Source organism: Vibrio sp. 10N.261.51.F12 (assembly GCF_041471725.1).
In the GTDB taxonomy this organism is placed as follows: Bacteria; Pseudomonadota; Gammaproteobacteria; order Enterobacterales; family Vibrionaceae; genus Vibrio.
In genome coordinates this window covers 1-19,977 of record NZ_JBFROV010000001.1, presented here as the reverse complement: position 1 = coordinate 19,977, position 19,977 = coordinate 1, and the positions used below count along the sequence as shown (strand labels likewise).

The window sequence follows — 19,977 nt, the reverse complement described above, 5'->3', positions numbered from 1 at the left end:
ATATGGTCACTCTATTGAGAGATTTCAAGCATTTCAATTGGAATATTCAGTTTCTCTAATTGTGGTTTTAACATCTTCGCATCTCCGACGACAATTATCTGATATTGAGTTGGATCGAACCATTTCGCCGCTAAGGCATCTAGCTCAGACTTCTGGACAGTCTCAACAATGTCGTTGCGCTGCTTCAGATAATCTCTGTCTAAACTATAGGTCAATATACTTGAAAGTAAGCTAGCTTTTTGACTTGGTGTTTCGTAGGTCAATGCATCTTGTTGGCCCACGGCCAAGCGCATAAAGCTCAACTCCTCTTGGGTCATGCCATTCTCGCTGTAGTTTTTCAATTCCTTCAACAACTCTTCAATCGATGGAATCGTTGAGTCCGCGCGAACCTGCGCGTTAAATACAATCGCACCCACTTCTCGGTTACTGGCAAAATAACCACTCGCACCATAGGTATAACCTTTGTCCTCACGAAGGTTTTGATTGATTCGGCTATTAAAGTTGCCCGCTAAATTGAAATTCGCTAAACGACTTCGATATAGCTCACCCGTGGCATCAAATGGCATCCCTTGACGCACAAGACGAACAATACTTTGCGGCGCGGCGGGCTTATCAACTAGATAAATATGTTGTCCTTTCAAAGGTGTGACCGCTTCTGGTGTAAACAGTGGCGCGGCATTGCCTTGCCATGTTTTCCAAAAATCGAGCTCACGTTCTATTTGCTTACGGCTGATATCACCAACCACAACGATCTGAGCACTTTGCGGTGTGTAGTGCTCCCGGTAGAATGCTTTCACATCATCTAAGCTGATCGAAGAAATTGAGGCTTCCGAGCCATCTGATGAGCGGCCAAAGACTGTCTTACCAAACAAGACATCACGAGTGGCCTGTGATGCCATCCAGCTTGGCTTTTGGTGTTGATAAACCAACCCCTCTAACATCTGAGCTTTGAGCCTATCAAAGTCACTTTGCTTCATTGCTGGGTTAAAGAGCACGTCTTCCACTAACGCTAGCGTTTGAGGCAGATTTTTTTCAAGAGAAGAGACCGTCACTCGTGTCGAATAAGAGCCCGCACTGATACTAATCTGGCTGCCCAACTGATCAAGCTTCGCTTGCAGTGCTTCGACACTCAATGAGGTTGTCCCCTCTTCCATCATGGAAGCGGTCATTTCTGCGAGACCTTCTTTGCCTTTCGCGACATAACGGTCGCCGGCAGGAAGCTGGAAATGTATCTCCACCGTCGGAGTTTCGGAGCTGGTCGTCCCTAATAACTCACTACCGTTATCGAAATGCACTTCATAGAGCTCAGGCATGGTCGCTTTAACCGCTTGTGCGACCTTAGGCATCTCACTACGATCAAAATTATCGACAGGTCGTCGGAAGGTCAACTGATCCTCCGTGACCTTAGTATATGCAGGCAGGGTTCGCTTCGGAGTTTCAAAGTTCGCCTTTTGTACCGCCATATCAGATTGACCTTTCGGCACTACGCTTAACGTCACTTTCGCTTTGTCTTTAACAAACTCATTGTAAGCGGCTTGAACGCCTTGCGGTGTGACGGCTCGAATTTGCGCAAGCTGTTGTTCAAGCCTGTCTGGTGTATTAAAAAAGGTCTCATTAGACGCAAGTTGAGTGACCTTTCCTTTGACACTCTGTAATGCAAATACGGAACCTGATTCTGATAACCCCGTAATCTGATCCAAGCGAGCCTGACTAATCCCTTCTTTATCAAACTCGTCTAAAGTATTTAAGAGCTCTTGATACAAGGCTTTGAGGCCATCTTTATCGGTAGAGGTTCCCATGGCATAAATATAAAAATTACACGACAACTCATTACATTCAGTAAATGCTCCGGCATCGAGTGCTTTCTGGGTTTTGATCAGTTTTTGATAGAGCAAACCATTTGCTCCACCGCCAATGGCGTCGGCCATTGCTTCAAGCGTTGCTTGATTATCCGCACCACGATAACTGTTTGTCGGCCATCCTATCACCACCATTGGCTGACGAATCCGATCCTCAAGTGTGACGTAGCGATCTTTAGGGACAATAGCGGGTTGTTTTGGCGCGTTATCGACCTCTGGACCTCGAGGGATCGAGCCATAGTATTTATTCACCCATTCCAGTGTCTGTTGTTTGTCGATATCACCACCAATGGTCAATACCGCATTGTTAGGGCCATACCAACGTAGAAAGAATGCTTTCAAATCATTCACATCAACACGGTCTAAGTCTTCAACATATCCAATTGGCTGCCACGAGTATGGGTGCCCTTCAGGGTACATCGCTTCACCCATTTTTTCCCAAACTAAGCCGTATGGTCTATTGTCATAGTTCTGAGCGCGCTCATTTTTAACGGTGTCTCTTTGGATTTCAAATTTATGCTGCGATACCGCCCCCAACAAAAAGCCCATTCGATCGGCTTCAAGCCACAATATTTTTTCTAATTGATTCGCCGGTACTGTTTCAAAGTAGTTAGTACGATCTCGTGTCGTCGTGCCATTTAATGATCCGCCAGCTTCAGTAATAATCTTAAAATGCTGCTGATCACCAACATGCTCTGAGCCCTGGAACATCATATGCTCAAAGAAATGCGCAAATCCTGATTTCCCGACCTCTTCACGAGCGGATCCTACGTGATAAGTCACATCGACATGAACCAGCGGATCTGAATTGTCTGGTGCAAGGATCACGGTTAAACCATTGTCTAATTGATACTTAGAATACGGGATCATGGTTTTACTTGGATCAGCTTTCGCTTCTTCAACAAGACGCACGCCGTTAGGCAAATCGGTTGATGTTGTCATGTCGCTACTGCAACCATAAATAAAGACTAACGACACCATGCCGAGCCAGATTTTTCTCATAGTCATTCCTTAAAATACACCGAAGAAAATCGCTGCTAATGCAGCATAACGAAGCGCTTTACCAATTGCGATAAGCACAACACAAGGAAGAAACTTCATTCTTAGCCACCCAGCGGCCAAACACAACGGATCGCCTATGACTGGGAGCCAGCTCAACAAAAGTGTCCAGTAGCCATATTTTTGTAACCAAGCTATGGCTTTATGACCATGCTTTTCATTTTGAGTTCGATTTGGCAGCCAAAGTCCTATCCAATAGTTTGTCAGGCCACCCAACGTGTTCCCAACCGTTGCGACCAAAATGATCATCAATGTACTGTATTGCCCCAGACTCAGTGTCGCGACTAACCCAGCTTCAGAGCCACCGGGAAGTAACGTGGCACTTAAAAATCCAGAGATAAATAAAACGGCCAGCGCAGAGTCGGCAAACCAAGATTGCGCAAGATATTGAGAAAACGACTCTAGCATTGCATATCCAGCAACACTTTACCGCGAGTTCGACTTGTTTCAACTTGCTTGTGAGCGTCCACTACATCATGCAATGGGTATATATGTTGTATTTCAGTTTTCAACAAACCCACACTCACCATGTACAACAGCGTTTCCATTTGTTTTGTATCCGGCGATACAAGCATACCACTTGCGGAAAAGCCCAATAAGGTTGCTTTTTCACACACCCTCTGTGCAGACAAGGTAGGAATCGTAATGACGCGTGCGTGGTCTTTGAGACACTTCAAAGCATCAAGTGCGACGTCGCCCCCAACAAGATCAATCAGGACATCAACATCAGAAATACGCTCAGACGCGGGAGCAAATTCATAGTTGATAGCATGTGCCCCTAATGTAGCCAAGTAATCTAAGTTTCGCTCACTACAGGTGGTATACACGTCAGCTTTAGCGGCCACCGCTATTTGGACCGCAATGTGCCCGACGCCCCCCGCGCCAGCTAAAATCAGAACACGTTCTCCTGCCTGAATGTTCGCTTTGTTAATCGCTTGAGCGGCCGTTTGTCCTGCCAGAGGCAGCGCTGCAGCGGCTTCCAGTGTTACGGAGTTAGGGACGGTACTAAGCTCTGATTCCTGTACACACACATATTGACTATAGCCCCCACCAAGAATAGGAAAACCAATAAAACCAACGACTTCATCATCAATAGAGAAGCGAGAGGTGTTATCGCCGCACGCGACAATACGACCCGATATGTCATACCCTGGTACCCATGGCAAATTATCTTTGTTTTCGTTTGCCGCCCAACCAAGGCCCGCACGAGTTTTTACATCGATAGGATTAATACCTGAATAAGCAACTTTCACAAGTACCTCTCCAGCAGCAGGTTCAGGGATCGCTACTTCACGAATATCCAAAACCTCAGGTTGACCAAACTCTGGGATAACAATTTGTTTGCATGACATGACAGTATCCTTTTTAGTGCAGTATTCATCATCTTAGCCATTTAAAACCAAGACTACTAGAGTAAAAATCAACCTTAAATATTTACGATTCTGACGAAATGTTGATATTTCATCAGATAGGCATGTTACTGTCATCGTCTCGATTACTCATTATCATGCGCATGCCACTTTACTCTCGATTTTCACCTCTGACTTTAGCTCTTGTCAGCCCCTTATCCTTTGCAACGGGTTTAAACTTCTGGGAGTCTTCTACCTCCAATAGTGCGCTTGCAAGTGCAAATGGTGCAAAAGCCGTTGATGCAAGTATCTTAGCGACTGCGCCCTCCAGCATGACGCAATTAAAAAAAACTACCGTGACCGCTAACGTGACCTACTATCAAGTCACGACTGACTACAACATCTTTGGCACAGAAAGCCAAAAATCTCAGGCATCCCCTATACCCGCAGGATTTATGGTCACCCCTATCAATGATAACTGGTATTTCGGCTTAGCCGCATACAGCCGCACCGCCGCCGACATATCACTGCCTGATTTAGCGCCTCTTCCTATTTCGGATTTAAAGGAGACTCGGGTCAGGCCCATCGTTGTTTCTTTAGCACCAAGTTTGGCGTATCAATATAACGATGTGAGTATCGCCCTCACCGCCGAATACTTGTACGGTGACTATTTACTTGAGCAAAAAAGTTGCGGCCTATTTCAATGTAACGGCACAACTGAAACCTCTGGCAACACCAGTGGTTGGAGCGGTGCGTTAAGCGCAACATGGGCGGTAAACCAAGAGTTCACTCTAGCCATTGCACATCGATTCGACAGTCAATTTGGAGATGATGAGGTTCAGTTTCAACTGCCTTCCATCACCAGTATTTATGGCACGATTCAAATCACCGAGCAGCTACAATGGCACAATACCTTTAGCTTAAGTCGATGGAATGGTCAGGGTATCCACTATAATAATTACAGTGATCCTGTCGGGTTATTACAAGGCCATCGCCATAGTAAACGAGTCGGCACTTCTATGAGCTACGATTGGAATAAATTGACCTTACGAGGTGGTGTCAGTGCCGATGAAGCCATCGATAGCTACGGCGGAAATGATATACGTTACCGCATAGGGCTTGCCTATCGATTTACACAAAACCTCACTTTCGATGTAGCAGGCTTTAAAGAAGACTATGCAGAAAAGCAATTTAGCGATGGAAAACAAACCCTGGTGAATGTCAGCAATAGCGGTGTTGGGGTAAGCGTCGGGCTCAGTTACAAATTTAATTGATGTTGACTAGGTAACAAACCAAATAAAAAGGGGGGATACATTGGTATCCCCCCCTTTTTACGTTAGCCGACCAGTGCTAACAGTATGCCCGCGGCAACTGCAGAGCCAAGGACACCGGCAACGTTTGGTCCCATAGCATGCATCAGTAAGAAGTTTTGTGGGTTGGCTTCAAGGCCAACTTTATTCACAACTCGTGCTGCCATCGGAACAGCAGAAACGCCTGCCGCGCCAATCAACGGGTTAATATCTTCTTTTGAGTACTTATTAAGAAGCTTAGCCATAAGCACGCCCCCTGCAGTACCAATACTGAATGCGACCGCACCTAACGCCAAGATACCCAATGTTTCAAAGTTCAGGAATTGATCAGCTTGCAGCTTTGACCCCACACCGAGACCCAAGAAAATAGTCACGATATTAATAAGTTCATTTTGGGCCGTTTTTGATAAACGGTCGACAACACCAGCTTCACGCATCAAGTTACCAAGACAGAACATACCAACAAGCGGTGTTGCTGAAGGCAAAAACAAAATAGTCATCAACAATACGGCAAGTGGAAATAGAATTTTCTCTCCTTTGCTGACATGACGCAATTGAGCCATTTTGATCTTACGTTCTTCTGGGCTAGTCAGTGCTTTCATAATCGGTGGTTGAATGATTGGAACCAGCGCCATATAGCTATAGGCAGCAACCGCAATCGCACCCAATAAGTCTGGCGACAAACGGCTGGCTAAGAAGATAGCGGTTGGTCCATCAGCACCACCGATAATGGCAATCGATGCCGCATCTGGCATCGAGAACTCCATACCTGGTATGTAGTTAAGCAAAATTGCACCGAACAACGTAGCAAAGATACCAAACTGCGCTGCTGCGCCTAACCACAACGTTTTAGGGTTGGCGATCAGCGCACCAAAATCGGTCATGGCCCCTACCCCCATAAAGATTAAAAGAGGGAAGACCCCTGTTTCAATCCCGATGTAGTACACGTAATACAGCAGGCCACCGGGGTCGGTGAACCCTGCATTGGGAATATTCGCCAGTACGGCACCAAAACCAATCGGTAGCAACAGCAGTGGTTCAAAACCTTTCTTTATCGCTAAGAAAAGTAACAAACCACCCACTAACATCATACAGATCTGACCAAACTCAAAGTTAGCGATCCCTGTTTCTGACCATAAGGTCATCAATCCGTCCATGGTACTCCCTTATGCCAAACTGACGAGAGGAGCGCCAACGGTAACCGCATCGCCCTCTTTGACATGTATATCGTGCACAACACCACTTTGCGCCGCGCGCACTTCTGTTTCCATTTTCATGGCTTCTAAAATAAGCAGTACGTCGCCTTCTTGAACTTGAGTACCGGATGCCACGTTTACTTTAAAAATATTTCCAGCTAAGGGGGCACCTACCGCTTCAATATTGGTGGGGGCAACGGGTGCGGCTTGAGTCGCGACTTGGGCATTTGAAGGCGTAACGGACGTTAATTCTCCTTTTGGACCCACTTCAACGTCATAGACTTGACCATCGACTTTCACACTATAAGCTTCAATGCCTGTGGCACTTGGCGTCGATGCGACCACTGGAGATGCAGGCTGAGCTGACTCAAGAGTTGGTGCAGGTTCAAACGCATCAGGGTTGCGGCGATTCTTCAGAAACTTAAGACCTACCTGAGGGAACAAGGCATAAGTCAGTACATCATCAACCGTATCTTCAGCCAAAGAAATACCTTCTGATTTCGCTTTAGCCAGTAGATCATCGGTCAGTGTATGCATCTCTGCATCAAGTAAATCTGCCGGACGACAAGTAATAGGCTTAGCACCAGCAAGCACCTTCGCTTGAAGTTCTGCATTTACGGGAGCTGGTGCCGTACCGTATTCACCTTTTAGAACGCCAGCCGTCTCTTTCGTAATGCTCTTGTAACGCTCACCTGTCAGGACGTTAATGACCGCTTGAGTACCCACTATTTGCGATGTTGGTGTGACCAATGGTATATGACCAAGATCTTCACGTACACGTGGGATCTCTTCAAGCACTTCATCAAGGCGATCCGCTGCACCTTGCTCTTTAAGTTGCCCTTCCATATTCGTTAGCATGCCACCTGGAACTTGGGCAATCAAAATTCGGGAATCAACCCCTTTCATTTGCCCCTCCCATTTCGCGTACTTCTTACGAACCTCTCTAAAGTACGCCGCAACAGGTTCAATCTGTTCCAATTTAAGATTGGTATCACGCTCTGTGCCTTGCAGCATCGCAACAACCGTTTCTGTTGGTGTATGGCCGTATGTCTGACTCATAGAGGAGATAGCAGTGTCTAGGATATCAATGCCAGCTTCGACAGCCTTCACTGCTGTTGCAGCAGAGAGACCAGTGGTTGCATGACAATGCAAGGCCAAAGGAACATCACACGATGCTTTGATCCTAGTAATAAGGTCTTCGGCTTCATAAGGCTTTAATAAGCCTGCCATATCTTTGATGCAAAGAGAGTGACAACCTAAATCTTCAAGACGTTTCGCGAGATCAACCCATGTGTCGGTGTTGTGCACTGGGCTCGTCGTATATGACAGTGTGCCTTGTGCATGTGCGCCAACATCAACGGTGGCTTTCACAGCCTTTTCAAAGTTACGTACATCATTCATCGCATCGAAGATACGGAAGACATCCATGCCATTGGCGTGAGCACGTTCAACAAACTTCTCAACCACATCATCAGCGTAATGACGATAACCTAGTAGGTTTTGTCCGCGCAGAAGCATCTGCATTGGCGTATTAGGCATCGCTCTCTTTAACTCACGTAACCGCTCCCAAGGGTCTTCTCCTAAGAATCGAATACAAGAATCAAACGTCGCACCTCCCCACGTTTCCAATGACCAGTAACCGATTTTATCCAGCTCTGCTGCAATTGGTAACATATCTTCAATTCGCATACGAGTAGCAAATAGCGATTGATGGGCGTCACGAAGTACCACATCCGTGATAGCTAGTGGTTTAGACATGCTCATTAACTCCTTTTAATCTTAACTCAATCTATTTCGCGGCCGAAGTGCGGTACTGATGTACAGCTGCAGAAATAGCAGCAACAACACTTGGGCTAACAGCATTCGATGGGGATGGTTGTGGTTTCAATTGTTTTGGGGCAGCGATCGGCTCTGGTACTTCTTCTGGTACCAATTTCGACATTAACCGAACGAGATAAACAAGAATTGTGAGAAATACGAATACAACGGACATGCCCGTTAGCATCAGGGTAGCCGCATCTCCTAGCAGGCTTCCAATATTAGTCATTTTGCGTCCTTTCTTTGTCATCCTGACAAGTCATTCAACCGAGTATAGGCATCATCGCCTAAGGTTAGATATGCATACGTTCTTGCATTGGTTCCATTGCAAGAGGACTAGGATTATCTCGATTGGTGAAAGTTTGTCAATTTTGTTTAATGTAGAGTTGTCATTAAAACGTCATTCAAACGAAAAACCATGATGAAGCCGACAAATTATCGTGTAATGCAAGTTACACAGAACTTCATACTGAGTTAACAACATAACAAAGTGAGGATTAAAAACTGAGATACGCTTAAAATTACCAAAAATTATCTTTAAAAAACAAAGATTTGTAATTAAAAGGTTACTTAAATGCTAAATTTTTGTTAATAAAAAACCCTGCTATAAAGCAGGGCTTAAGAAAAGTGGTGCGCCCTGGAGGATTCGAACCTCCGACCGCCTGGTTCGTAGCCAGGTACTCTATCCAGCTGAGCTAAGGGCGCACAATGTTGCTTTTGTATGTCTTACTTTCGTGTGTATCGCTACACATCAGGACAATGCCCTTTTATCGAACAACCCGCTAAAAACTCTAATCAGTTTATAACCCATCGTTCTAATTAGTGGTGCGCCCTGGAGGATTCGAACCTCCGACCGCCTGGTTCGTAGCCAGGTACTCTATCCAGCTGAGCTAAGGGCGCACAATGTTACTTTTCTATCTCTTACTTTCGTGCGTATCGCTACACATCAGGACAATGCCCTTTTATCGAACAACCCGCTAAAAACTCAAATCAGTTTATAACCCATCGTTCTAATTAGTGGTGCGCCCTGGAGGATTCGAACCTCCGACCGCCTGGTTCGTAGCCAGGTACTCTATCCAGCTGAGCTAAGGGCGCACAATGTTGCTTTTCTATCTCTTACTTTCGTGCGTATCACTACACATCAGGACAATGCCCTTTTATTGAACAACCCGCTAAAAACTCAAATCAGTTTATAACCCATCGTTCTAATTAGTGGTGCGCCCTGGAGGATTCGAACCTCCGACCGCCTGGTTCGTAGCCAGGTACTCTATCCAGCTGAGCTAAGGGCGCACAATGTTGCTTTTCTATGTGTTACTTTCGTGCGTATCACTACACATCAGGACAATGCCCTTTTATCGAACAACCCGCTATAAAACTAATTCAGCTTATAACCCATCATTCTAAATAGTGGTGCGCCCTGGAGGATTCGAACCTCCGACCGCCTGGTTCGTAGCCAGGTACTCTATCCAGCTGAGCTAAGGGCGCACAATGTTGCTTTTTGTATGTGTTGCTTTCGTATGTATTACTACTCTACAGGACAATGCCCTTTTTTTATTGAACGATCCGCTATAAAACTAATTCAGCTTATAACCCATCATTCTAAATAGTGGTGCGCCCTGGAGGATTCGAACCTCCGACCGCCTGGTTCGTAGCCAGGTACTCTATCCAGCTGAGCTAAGGGCGCACAAAATGTGAAGATCATCACATTGTATTGTCTTAGAAACAAAAAAAATGCCCTAAGGACAATAATGGCGGTGAGGGAGGGATTCGAACCCTCGATACGGCTATAAACCGTATACTCCCTTAGCAGGGGAGCGCCTTCAGCCTCTCGGCCACCTCACCGTCTTGTATTGCTAATCTTCCTGTGCAAAAGGAAGTGGTGCGCCCTGGAGGATTCGAACCTCCGACCGCCTGGTTCGTAGCCAGGTACTCTATCCAGCTGAGCTAAGGGCGCAACATTTACTTAAATCATGAATAAATCCAATCAATTAAGTAGCGCAAGAATGGCGGTGAGGGAGGGATTCGAACCCTCGATACGGCTATAAACCGTATACTCCCTTAGCAGGGGAGCGCCTTCAGCCTCTCGGCCACCTCACCGTCTTGCGGAGGCACATATTACGATTTACCAAAAATAAGTCAAACACTTTCTTGGCAAAAACTTGAAAAAACAGGTTAACCGTTGGCAATTTAATCAAACTGCCACATAAGCACATTTTTGCTGTTTAAATTTCGAACGAAGACAAGAACATGATCACAAACTATCGTTAATAAAAAGGCCAGCAAAATGCTAGCCTTCTTTAAAAGAAATTAGTAGTTGCCTGGTGCAACATTACCATTTCCTTTCTCTGCCTGAATGCGCATGTAAATTTCTTCACGGTGCACTGACACTTCTTTAGGAGCATTAACACCAATGCGAACCTGGTTACCCTTTACACCCAATACAGTAACAGTGACTTCGTCACCAATCATTAATGTTTCGCCAACGCGGCGAGTCAAAATCAGCATTCTTTGCTCCTTGAGTAATCTCTAATTATCTTGCTACGAAACTCATTATCCAACAAAAGTTATATTTTCGTAAACTATCTTATGACAAATAATTACCCCAAACAGACCAGTTTCTCTTCTCTTGAAACCGTTTCATTGGGGATAATGTAGTTATCATGCAGTACGTTAGTCGCTTTGTCGATAGTCCCAGACTCTATAACTAGGGTAAATGAGTGTTTATCTTCACAAAAGTGTAGGACAGATATTTCAGCTAAGTTGAGAAGTTGTTGAGATTGTGAGGAAAATGATGACCTTACCTGACCAACAACGGTCACTAAGCCAACTTCTTGTTTTTTGATAACCAAACCATCTAATAGCGACGTTATCTTATCAAAAGCCTCTTCCTTGATAATCAGTGCGCAATGCTCCGCTTTCTCGACCCAGTATTCAATCCCAACGCCACATAACATCGATTGTTGAACGATATGATGTTTATTCTTGTACGGAACCGTTAAAGAGAGTAATTGCTTTTGTACAGCAATACCTAAAATGCCCGCAGTCGGCTCATCACCTTGGACAAGTGTGCCTTCTCCAGACTGAAAGCTTGAAAGTACTCTCAAAGGAACTTGATGCTGCCACGCATACTCGACACAAGGCAAATGCAATACTTTAGCTCCCTTTCTCGACATTTCAGCCATTGCAGGGAAGTTAATATTCTCTAGACGTTGAGCATTGTTAACCACTCTTGGGTCGCCCGTATAAATGCCATCAACATCGGTATAGATTTGGCACTCATTAGCCCCAAGGACGCCAGCTAATGTCACTGCCGTCGTGTCCGAGCCGCCTCGACCTAACGTGGTGACATCGTTTCTCTCATTGACACCCTGAAAGCCAGCAATAATGACAATCTGGTCGTCATTTAAATATTGCTTTATTACTTGGGGATTAATATCGCTAATCGTTGCATTGTTATGCTGGTTATTGGTCTGAATCTGAGCCTGAGAACCCGTCAAAGAAATCGCACGATAGCCCAGCTTACTTAATGTCATTGAAAGAAGCGCCATTGATACTTGCTCCCCCGTAGACAATAAAGCATCCAGTTCACGAGCGTTAGGGACACTGTCTATCTGCTTTGCTAGGTTAAGCAATCGATTGGTTTCGCCTGACATTGCTGACACAACGACAACTAATTGACTGCCCGCTTTCTTTTCTCGAATAATTTGTTCAGCGACATGTTGGATTCGTTCAATCGACCCAACAGACGTTCCACCAAATTTTTGTACGATTAACGGTTTTTTCACCGGTTTCCACCTTCCCAAGACAACAATCAAGTGCCCTTTATCAAAATACGACCGTAGAGAGATCGTGACTTAATCCGAGATGCCTTATCAATCTCAAGGCAACACCAAAAATCAATCACACGTGTAATATGACGGCATTAATCCGCCATACCCACATGTCTTTTTTATTCATACCTAGACGTAACAATGCCCAATTAACCACCGTTAATTGGGCATTGTTGTCATGTTATTAGATCGCTACAAACGTTCTTCTAACCAACCACGAATAGACTGGAGTGCGTCAGGCAGCGCCTCAACATCCGTACCGCCAGCTTGTGCCATATCAGGACGACCACCACCCTTACCACCAATCTGCTCGGCAACCATTTTAACAAGGTCACCCGCTTTAACTTTACCGATAAGATCTTTGGTTACGCCAGCAATGAGGCCAACTTTTCCATCCGCTACGTTGGCAATTAAGATAATACCGCTACCTACTTGGTTTTTTGCATTATCTACCATTACGCGTAGGTTCTTATTGTCTGCGCCTTCAATTGCAGCAACAAGTACCTTGGTCCCAGCGATATCTTCAACTTTACCCATGATGTTTGCGCTTTCTGCGGCAGCCATCTTGTCTTTCAGCTGTTGAATCTCTTTTTCTAGAGTCTTAGATTTCTGTACAGACTCAGCCAACTTATCTTCAAACGCATGCTGTTGAGCTTCCAGCGCATCGAGAGCCGTCTCACCGGTAACCGCTTCAATACGACGGATGCCAGCGGCAATCCCGCCTTCTGAGGTGATCTTGAATAAACCGATATCGCCAGTATTGCGAGCGTGGATACCACCACACAGCTCTGTCGAGAACTCACCCATAGTTAATACGCGAACCTCATCATCATATTTCTCACCGAACAGTGCCATGGCACCTTTCTTTTTCGCTGATTCAATATCCATGACTTCAGTGTCAATGCTGTGGTTCGTACGAACTTGTGCATTAACCAGACGTTCGACCGTCTTAATTTCATCTTTTGTCATTGCTTCAAGATGAGAAAAGTCAAAGCGTAAGCTATCTGCTTTAACTAAAGACCCTTTCTGAGCAACATGCTCACCTAGTACTTGGCGCAGTGCTGCATGTAGTAAGTGAGTTGCCGAGTGGTTCAACGTAATCGCTTCGCGACGCGACGCATCAACGATAGCTTCTACGTCATCGCCTTTAGCGAGTACACCTTCAACCAACTCACCGTGGTGTGCAATCGCATTACCAAGCTTCTGGGTATCGTTAACTTTAAACACCCCAGCCGATGTTTTTAAAATACCAGCGTCACCACATTGACCACCTGATTCGGCATAAAATGGGGTCTCTTCAAGAACAACAATCGCGCTATCACCAGCCGACAATGTTTCTACCTCGTTGCCTTCAACAAACATTGAAGCAATCGAGCTTGAACCTTGAGTTGCCGTGTAACCACAGAAATCAGTATGAGTATCAACTTTGATTGTTGCGTTGTAGTCAGTACCAAACTGTCCCGCTTCACGGGCACGCTGGCGCTGTGCTTCCATTGCCTTCTCAAAACCTTCCTCATCAATCGCAAATTCTCTCTCACGAGCAACATCATTGGTTAAATCAGCTGGGAAGCCGTAGGTATCATATAGCTTGAATACCGTTTCGCCATCGAGGGTTTTTTCTTCGCCTAATGCATCTAATGCGTCGTTTAGAATAACCATGCCACGCTCGAGCGTGCGGCTAAAGTTCTCTTCTTCAATGCGCAATACTTTTTCAACAAGTGCTTGTTGCTTTTTAAGCTCTTCGCCAGCAGTACCCATGACCGTTGCCAATGTACCGACTAACTTGTAGAAAAATGCACCCTGCGCGCCTAGCTTGTTACCATGACGAACCGCACGACGGATAATGCGACGCAATACATAGCCACGGCCTTCATTTGATGGCATAACACCATCAACAATTAGGAATGAACATGAACGAATGTGGTCAGCAATAACACGCAAAGACTGGTTAGATAGGTCTTCGTAGCCAATCGTCTCAGCCGCATCTTTAATCAATGTTTGGAAAACATCAATTTCATAGTTTGAATGAACGCCTTGCATAATCGCAGAGATACGCTCAATACCCATGCCAGTATCGACGGATGGCTTCGGTAGCGGCTCCATCGTCCCGTCAGCATGACGGTTAAACTGCATAAATACGTTATTCCAGATCTCAATAAAACGGTCACCGTCTTCTTCAGGTGTCCCCGGGCGTCCGCCCCAAATGTGCTCACCGTGATCATAGAAAATTTCAGTACAAGGGCCACATGGTCCTGTATCGCCCATCTGCCAGAAGTTATCTGACTCGAACGCTTTACCACCTTTTTTGTCACCAATACGAACAATACGATCGGCAGGTATACCAATTTTCTTATTCCAAATTTCAAACGCTTCGTCATCAGTCTCGTAAATCGTGACGAGTAAGCGCTCTTTTGGCAATTTTAGTGTTTCAGTCAGGAATTCCCAGGCAAAACCAATCGCATCGTCTTTGAAGTAATCACCAAAACTGAAGTTACCCAGCATTTCGAAGAAAGTATGGTGACGAGCAGTAAAGCCAACGTTCTCAAGATCGTTGTGTTTACCACCAGCACGTACACAGCGTTGTGATGTGGTTGCGCGTGTGTAGCTGCGTTTCTCTGAGCCTAAGAAGCAGTCTTTAAACTGGTTCATTCCGGCGTTAGTGAAAAGCAACGTTGGATCATTGTGAGGAACCAATGATGAACTTTCTACGATTTGGTGCCCTTTGCTCTCAAAGAACTTAAGGAACGCGTTGCGAACCTCATCTGTGCTCATGTACATGCAGCTTTTCCTGAAATAATTCGAGTTAGATTTTGGGGACATATTGTAACCCCATGAATAAGGATTCGCCTAGTCTTCTCATAAAAAAGCCCAGAAACAAAGCGATTTCTTCGGACAAACTTGCTCACAAACGTGATGTATGCTGACACACGCTTTAACAGTGTTTAAACAAGAACGATTGTGGTCAATTCGAAAGGCAGACTTGAAAGCGCGCTAAAATGAATGAGGGAATCGGTAGGGTAATCGATAAAAACCAAAGGCGACAAAACAACAAAGCCCCGCAATGCGAGGCTTTGTTAATAAAAGTTGAGGTTAAAACTCTTCTTCAACTGGCTCTTCGCCCGCTGTTGGTTCTTCTGGTACTGCTGGTGTTAACAGCATTTCACGTAGCTTCGTGTCAATAGCCAATGCCGCTTCTGGATGCTCACGTAGGTATTTACCCGCGTTTGCTTTACCTTGACCAATCTTGTCACCATTATAGCTATACCATGCACCCGCTTTTTCTACGAGTTTGTTCTTCACGCCCAAATCAATCAGCTCACCTTCACGGTTAAATCCTTTGCCGTATAAGATTTGAGTCTCAGCTTGTTTAAATGGTGCAGCAATCTTGTTCTTAACAACCTTGATACGTGTTTCATTACCTACGATTTCATCGCCTTCTTTGATAGAACCTGTACGACGAATATCTAAACGTACCGACGCGTAGAATTTCAGTGCATTACCACCTGTCGTCGTCTCTGGGTTACCAAACATCACACCAATTTTCATACGAATTTGGTTAATGAAGATACACATACAATTTGACTGTTTAAGGTTACCGGTTAGCTTACGCATTGCTTGAGAAAGCATACGCGCTTGAAGGCCCATGTGGCTGTCGCCCATTTCACCTTCGATCTCAGCTTTTGGCGTCAACGCTGCCACGGAGTCAATAACCATAACGTCAATCGCACCGGAGCGTGCTAAAGCATCACAAATTTCAAGCGCTTGCTCACCCGTATCTGGTTGAGAAACCAATAGTGCATCAATATCAACACCCAGCTTTTTAGCATAGATAGGGTCAAGAGCGTGCTCGGCATCGATAAATGCACACGTTTTTCCAACACGTTGCGCAGCCGCAATGAGTTCAAGCGTTAGCGTTGTCTTACCAGAAGATTCAGGGCCGTAAACCTCAACGATACGTCCCATCGGCAAACCGCCAGCTCCAAGAGCGATATCCAGAGAAAGCGAGCCCGTTGAGATAGTTTCAACATCCATCGTACGGTTATCACCAAGACGCATGATAGAGCCTTTACCAAATTGCTTCTCAATCTGACCTAGTGCTGCTGCTAATGCCTTTTTTTTATTCTCGTCCATTACTTTCTCCACAATTATCCGGCTGGGATAACACGCTATGCGCAATTCTTAAAATAAGTGAGCGGCTCGTATTAAAAGTGACCGCGATATGGTTTTATTATACTGTTGATTCATACAGTGTCTATACCTGTATGATATTTTTATTCGGTTTATTTCAATGCTGAGCCTTCGAGCACGGAATGATACAAGATGAGCAGCGCGTGTAATACCGCTTGCTGCCTGACTTGTGCTCGGTCTCCATTAAAACAACATGTCTGAGTCAAACGCCACCCATGTGACGATGCCCAGGCAAAGCATACCGTCCCAACGGGCTTATCATCACTTCCACCACCTGGGCCAGCGATACCGCTGACAGCGACGCTCAACGTACCATTAGAGTATTGCAATGCACCATCGGCCATTTCAATAACGACAGATTCACTGACAGCCCCCTCTCGATACAACGTTTCAGGCTGCACCTTTAACATTTCAAATTTGGCTTCATTACTGTAGGTTACAAACGCTCGATCAAACCACGTTGAGCTGCCAGCAATATCGGTAATAGCCGTAGCAATCCCACCGCCAGTACAAGATTCTGCCGTGACCAATACTTGTTGTTTGTCTTGTAACAACATACCGAGCGTTAAGCTGAGTTCTTGAATGTTGTGCATAAACTTAATCCTTCTACGCGCTTAAAGCCAATCCATCTTTTACGATAGTATACTTACTTTCAATGCACCTCTAACTCGCAATCGTCTCTTTCCGCTCACGATGGTTTCACGTATCCTAGCAACACTCGAAACCAGCAGCAAAGATGTCACAGTGAAATCGGAACAAAAACACACGCCAATGATGCAGCAATACCTGAAACTCAAAGCTGAGAACCCAGAGATATTGCTTTTTTACCGCATGGGAGATTTCTACGAGCTATTTTATGACGATGCTAAAAATGCCTCGCAGTTGCTCGGAATTTCTCTCACCAAACGTGGTGCTTCGGCTGGTGAGCCGATCCCAATGGCTGGTGTCCCTTTTCACGCCGTAGAAGGTTACCTAGCCAAATTAGTCCAATTAGGTGAGTCGGTTGCTATTTGCGAACAGGTGGGAGATCCTGCCACCAGCAAGGGCCCAGTCGAGCGTCGGGTTGTTCGTATCGTGACACCGGGAACCGTGACTGACGAGGCGTTGCTATCCGAGCGTCTTGATAACCTAATTGCAGCGATCTATCACCATAACGGTAAATTTGGTTACGCGACGCTGGATATCACCTCAGGTCGATTCCAACTTTGTGAACCAGAAACCGAAGAAGCCATGCTTGCGGAGTTACAACGAACGGCCCCAAAAGAACTGCTCTTTCCAGAAGACTTTTCGCCCGTCGACATCATGGCCAACCGGAATGGCAATCGCCGCCGCCCAGTTTGGGAGTTTGAAATTGACACCGCTCGCCAGCAACTCAATCAGCAATTTGGAACCAAAGATCTCGTTGGTTTTGGTGTAGAACACTGTCTTTTAGGGCTTTCAGCTGCAGGCTGCTTGATTCAGTACGTCAAAGACACTCAGCGAACTGCATTGCCTCATATCCGCGCTCTGACGCTTATCAGCCAAGAACAATCCGTGATTTTAGATGCCGCCACGCGACGAAATCTAGAGCTAACGCAAAACCTGTCTGGTGGTTACGACAATACCCTTTCTGAGGTGCTTGATCACACTGCGACTGCAATGGGCAGCCGTATGCTTAAGCGTTGGATCCATCAGCCAATGCGCTGTCAGAAAACGCTCAATTATCGTCTTGATGCGATTGCTGAAATTAAAGAAGAGACGCTATTTGGCGAGCTGGCACCTGTCCTTAAACATATTGGTGATATCGAACGAATCCTTGCTCGCCTAGCATTACGCTCCGCAAGACCTAGAGATATGGCACGCCTTCGCAGTGCGTTACAACAACTGCCTGAGCTTGCCACTTGCTTAGAATCGGTATCACACCCGTACTTGCAGCAACTCGCGCAATTTTCTGCCCCGATGAATGAGGCCTGTGAATTATTGGAGCGGGCAATAAAAGATAACCCACCGGTCGTTATTCGAGATGGTGGCGTCATTGCTGATGGTTATCATGCTGAATTAGATGAATGGCGCGATCTGGCCAACGGTGCCACTGCGTATTTGGATAAGCTAGAACTGGACGAGCGTGAACGTCACGGTATCGATACGTTAAAAGTAGGCTACAACAATGTACATGGATTTTTCATCCAGGTCAGTCGTGGTCAAAGCCATTTAGTGCCGCCCCACTACGTACGTCGCCAAACCTTAAAAAATGCCGAACGCTACATCATTCCTGAACTAAAAGAGCACGAAGATAAGGTATTGAGCTCTAAATCAAAAGCACTTGCGATAGAAAAAAGGCTTTGGGAATCCCTGTTCGATTTACTGCTTCCTCAGTTAGAGCAATTTCAAAACCTTGCCTCTGCACTTTCCCAACTCGATGTACTGCAAAATTTAGCAGAACGAGCTGAAAGCCTAGATTATTGCCGACCAACCATTAGCGATCAGGTCGGGCTTCATATCCAGGGCGGTCGCCATCCGGTTGTTGAACAAGTCATGAGCGACCCGTTTATTGCTAATCCGATCTCACTCAGCGCTGAACGGCAAATGCTGATCATCACGGGTCCGAATATGGGTGGTAAATCCACTTATATGCGCCAAACCGCACTGATTGCCCTACTTGCCCATATTGGTTCTTATGTCCCAGCTGAAAGCGCTGACATTGGTTCTATTGATCGTATTTTCACTCGAATAGGGGCATCTGACGATTTGGCATCTGGACGCTCAACATTCATGGTTGAGATGACCGAAACCGCCAATATTCTTCACAACGCCACACCAAATAGTTTGGTGTTGATGGATGAAATAGGACGCGGAACCAGTACCTACGATGGCTTATCTCTCGCATGGGCAAGTGCAGAATGGTTAGCATCTAAAATCGGTGCCATGACATTGTTTGCTACGCATTATTTTGAGTTAACCGAGCTGCCGAATCAAATGCCACACTTAGCCAACGTTCATTTGGACGCCGTCGAGCATGGCGATTCCATCGCTTTCATGCACGCCGTTCAAGAAGGTGCCGCAAGTAAATCGTACGGTCTCGCCGTTGCTGGGCTGGCTGGTGTCCCTAAAACCGTGATTAAAAATGCCCGTCAAAAACTGAATCAACTTGAGCAGCTGGCCCAGAAGCCTGCACCTTCATCCTCGCAGGTTGATATTGCGAATCAACTCAGCCTGATCCCCGAACCGAGTGAAGTTGAAGAGGCCTTGGCTAGTATCGATCCCGATGAGCTTACACCAAGGCAAGCACTGGAAGCTCTGTATCGATTAAAGCAGTTACTGTAACGAGTAGTCTGGTTCAAAAAACCAATAAAAAACGACCTCAGGGGTTAATGCCGATCAGTTAAAGT

13 protein-coding genes and 9 tRNA genes are annotated in these 19,977 nt (G+C 45.7%); 2 read left to right on the top strand and 20 right to left on the bottom strand.

Annotated features, from left to right (window positions below):
• Window positions 1-11 precede the first annotated feature (11 nt).
• From AB4405_RS00110 to AB4405_RS00100, 3 genes are read right to left on the bottom strand one after another with little or no spacing between them, the layout of a single operon-like run.
• The gene (locus AB4405_RS00110; protein WP_372059152.1) at window positions 12-2,861 is read right to left on the bottom strand and encodes a M16 family metallopeptidase; all 2,850 of its coding nucleotides are present in this window, start codon (window positions 2,859-2,861) and stop codon (window positions 12-14) included.
• A gap of 9 nt (window positions 2,862-2,870) precedes the next feature.
• On the bottom strand, window positions 2,871-3,326 hold the full coding sequence (locus AB4405_RS00105) for a YqaA family protein (RefSeq protein ID WP_372059151.1): 456 nt from the start codon (window positions 3,324-3,326) through the stop codon (window positions 2,871-2,873).
• A complete protein-coding gene (locus AB4405_RS00100; protein WP_372059150.1) occupies window positions 3,320-4,270 on the bottom strand; it encodes an NADP-dependent oxidoreductase in 951 nt (316 codons plus the stop codon). Before AB4405_RS00100 ends, AB4405_RS00105 begins: the two co-directional genes overlap by 7 nt.
• 98 nt (window positions 4,271-4,368) lie before the next feature.
• Here AB4405_RS00100 and AB4405_RS00095 point away from each other — a divergent pair, with 98 nt between their 5' ends.
• On the top strand, window positions 4,369-5,541 hold the full coding sequence (locus AB4405_RS00095; protein WP_372059149.1) for an OmpP1/FadL family transporter: 1,173 nt from the start codon (window positions 4,369-4,371) through the stop codon (window positions 5,539-5,541).
• Window positions 5,542-5,603: 62 nt separating this feature from the next.
• On the opposite strand, the gene AB4405_RS00090 is transcribed toward AB4405_RS00095, so the two are convergent.
• The 17 genes from AB4405_RS00090 to pncC all read right to left on the bottom strand — a co-directional run bounded on the left by AB4405_RS00090 (window position 5,604) and on the right by pncC (window position 17,202).
• On the bottom strand, window positions 5,604-6,734 hold the full coding sequence (locus AB4405_RS00090; RefSeq protein WP_102468229.1) for a sodium ion-translocating decarboxylase subunit beta: 1,131 nt from the start codon (window positions 6,732-6,734) through the stop codon (window positions 5,604-5,606).
• 9 nt (window positions 6,735-6,743) lie between these two features.
• On the bottom strand, window positions 6,744-8,531 hold the full coding sequence (oadA, locus tag AB4405_RS00085; protein WP_372059147.1) for a sodium-extruding oxaloacetate decarboxylase subunit alpha: 1,788 nt from the start codon (window positions 8,529-8,531) through the stop codon (window positions 6,744-6,746).
• 31 nt (window positions 8,532-8,562) lie between these two features.
• Window positions 8,563-8,820: an oxaloacetate decarboxylase subunit gamma gene (locus AB4405_RS00080; RefSeq protein ID WP_102468227.1), complete on the bottom strand. Its 258-nt coding sequence runs from the start codon at window positions 8,818-8,820 to the stop codon at window positions 8,563-8,565.
• A gap of 399 nt (window positions 8,821-9,219) precedes the next feature.
• Window positions 9,220-9,296 (bottom strand) — tRNA-Arg (locus tag AB4405_RS00075).
• Window positions 9,297-9,414: 118 nt separating this feature from the next.
• Window positions 9,415-9,491 (bottom strand) — tRNA-Arg (locus AB4405_RS00070).
• A 118-nt stretch (window positions 9,492-9,609) separates the two neighbouring features.
• A tRNA-Arg gene (locus AB4405_RS00065) sits at window positions 9,610-9,686 on the bottom strand.
• A 118-nt stretch (window positions 9,687-9,804) separates the two neighbouring features.
• Window positions 9,805-9,881, bottom strand: a tRNA-Arg gene (locus AB4405_RS00060).
• A gap of 118 nt (window positions 9,882-9,999) precedes the next feature.
• Window positions 10,000-10,076, bottom strand: a tRNA-Arg gene (locus AB4405_RS00055).
• 122 nt (window positions 10,077-10,198) lie between these two features.
• Window positions 10,199-10,275: transfer RNA gene (locus AB4405_RS00050), tRNA-Arg, on the bottom strand.
• 65 nt (window positions 10,276-10,340) lie between these two features.
• Window positions 10,341-10,433, bottom strand: a tRNA-Ser gene (locus tag AB4405_RS00045).
• Between the two features lie 35 nt (window positions 10,434-10,468).
• Window positions 10,469-10,545, bottom strand: a tRNA-Arg gene (locus AB4405_RS00040).
• 50 nt (window positions 10,546-10,595) lie between these two features.
• A tRNA-Ser gene (locus AB4405_RS00035) sits at window positions 10,596-10,688 on the bottom strand.
• A 210-nt stretch (window positions 10,689-10,898) separates the two neighbouring features.
• Window positions 10,899-11,096 carry a carbon storage regulator CsrA gene (csrA, locus tag AB4405_RS00030; protein ID WP_009847619.1) on the bottom strand — a complete coding sequence of 66 codons (198 nt, stop codon included), beginning with the start codon at window positions 11,094-11,096 and terminating at the stop codon, window positions 10,899-10,901.
• A gap of 92 nt (window positions 11,097-11,188) precedes the next feature.
• Window positions 11,189-12,376 (bottom strand): aspartate kinase, encoded by a 1,188-nt coding sequence (locus tag AB4405_RS00025; protein ID WP_372059146.1) that lies wholly within the window; start codon window positions 12,374-12,376, stop codon window positions 11,189-11,191.
• 237 nt (window positions 12,377-12,613) lie between these two features.
• Entirely contained in the window at window positions 12,614-15,199 is a 2,586-nt protein-coding gene (alaS, locus tag AB4405_RS00020) for an alanine--tRNA ligase (RefSeq protein ID WP_372059145.1), read from the bottom strand.
• A gap of 312 nt (window positions 15,200-15,511) precedes the next feature.
• Window positions 15,512-16,552 carry a recombinase RecA gene (recA, locus tag AB4405_RS00015; protein ID WP_102471350.1) on the bottom strand — a complete coding sequence of 347 codons (1,041 nt, stop codon included), beginning with the start codon at window positions 16,550-16,552 and terminating at the stop codon, window positions 15,512-15,514.
• A 149-nt stretch (window positions 16,553-16,701) separates the two neighbouring features.
• The gene (gene pncC / locus AB4405_RS00010; RefSeq protein WP_372059144.1) at window positions 16,702-17,202 is read right to left on the bottom strand and encodes a nicotinamide-nucleotide amidase; all 501 of its coding nucleotides are present in this window, start codon (window positions 17,200-17,202) and stop codon (window positions 16,702-16,704) included.
• Window positions 17,203-17,353: 151 nt separating this feature from the next.
• Here pncC and mutS point away from each other — a divergent pair, with 151 nt between their 5' ends.
• Window positions 17,354-19,912, top strand: a complete 2,559-nt coding sequence (gene mutS, locus AB4405_RS00005; RefSeq protein ID WP_372059143.1) for a DNA mismatch repair protein MutS — start codon at window positions 17,354-17,356, stop codon at window positions 19,910-19,912.
• Window positions 19,913-19,977: the final 65 nt, after the last annotated feature.

Coding starts and splice junctions, on each gene's coding strand:
- AB4405_RS00110 (WP_372059152.1), bottom strand. CDS start 2,861: ATGAGAAAAATCTGGCTCGGCATGGTGTCGTTAGTCTTTATTTATGGT.
- AB4405_RS00105 (WP_372059151.1), bottom strand. CDS start 3,326: ATGCTAGAGTCGTTTTCTCAATATCTTGCGCAATCTTGGTTTGCCGAC.
- AB4405_RS00100 (WP_372059150.1), bottom strand. CDS start 4,270: ATGTCATGCAAACAAATTGTTATCCCAGAGTTTGGTCAACCTGAGGTT.
- AB4405_RS00095 (WP_372059149.1), top strand. CDS start 4,369: ATGTTGATATTTCATCAGATAGGCATGTTACTGTCATCGTCTCGATTA.
- AB4405_RS00090 (WP_102468229.1), bottom strand. CDS start 6,734: ATGGACGGATTGATGACCTTATGGTCAGAAACAGGGATCGCTAACTTT.
- oadA (WP_372059147.1), bottom strand. CDS start 8,531: ATGTCTAAACCACTAGCTATCACGGATGTGGTACTTCGTGACGCCCAT.
- AB4405_RS00080 (WP_102468227.1), bottom strand. CDS start 8,820: ATGACTAATATTGGAAGCCTGCTAGGAGATGCGGCTACCCTGATGCTA.
- csrA (WP_009847619.1), bottom strand. CDS start 11,096: ATGCTGATTTTGACTCGCCGCGTTGGCGAAACATTAATGATTGGTGAC.
- alaS (WP_372059145.1), bottom strand. CDS start 15,199: ATGTACATGAGCACAGATGAGGTTCGCAACGCGTTCCTTAAGTTCTTT.
- recA (WP_102471350.1), bottom strand. CDS start 16,552: ATGGACGAGAATAAAAAAAAGGCATTAGCAGCAGCACTAGGTCAGATT.
- pncC (WP_372059144.1), bottom strand. CDS start 17,202: ATGCACAACATTCAAGAACTCAGCTTAACGCTCGGTATGTTGTTACAA.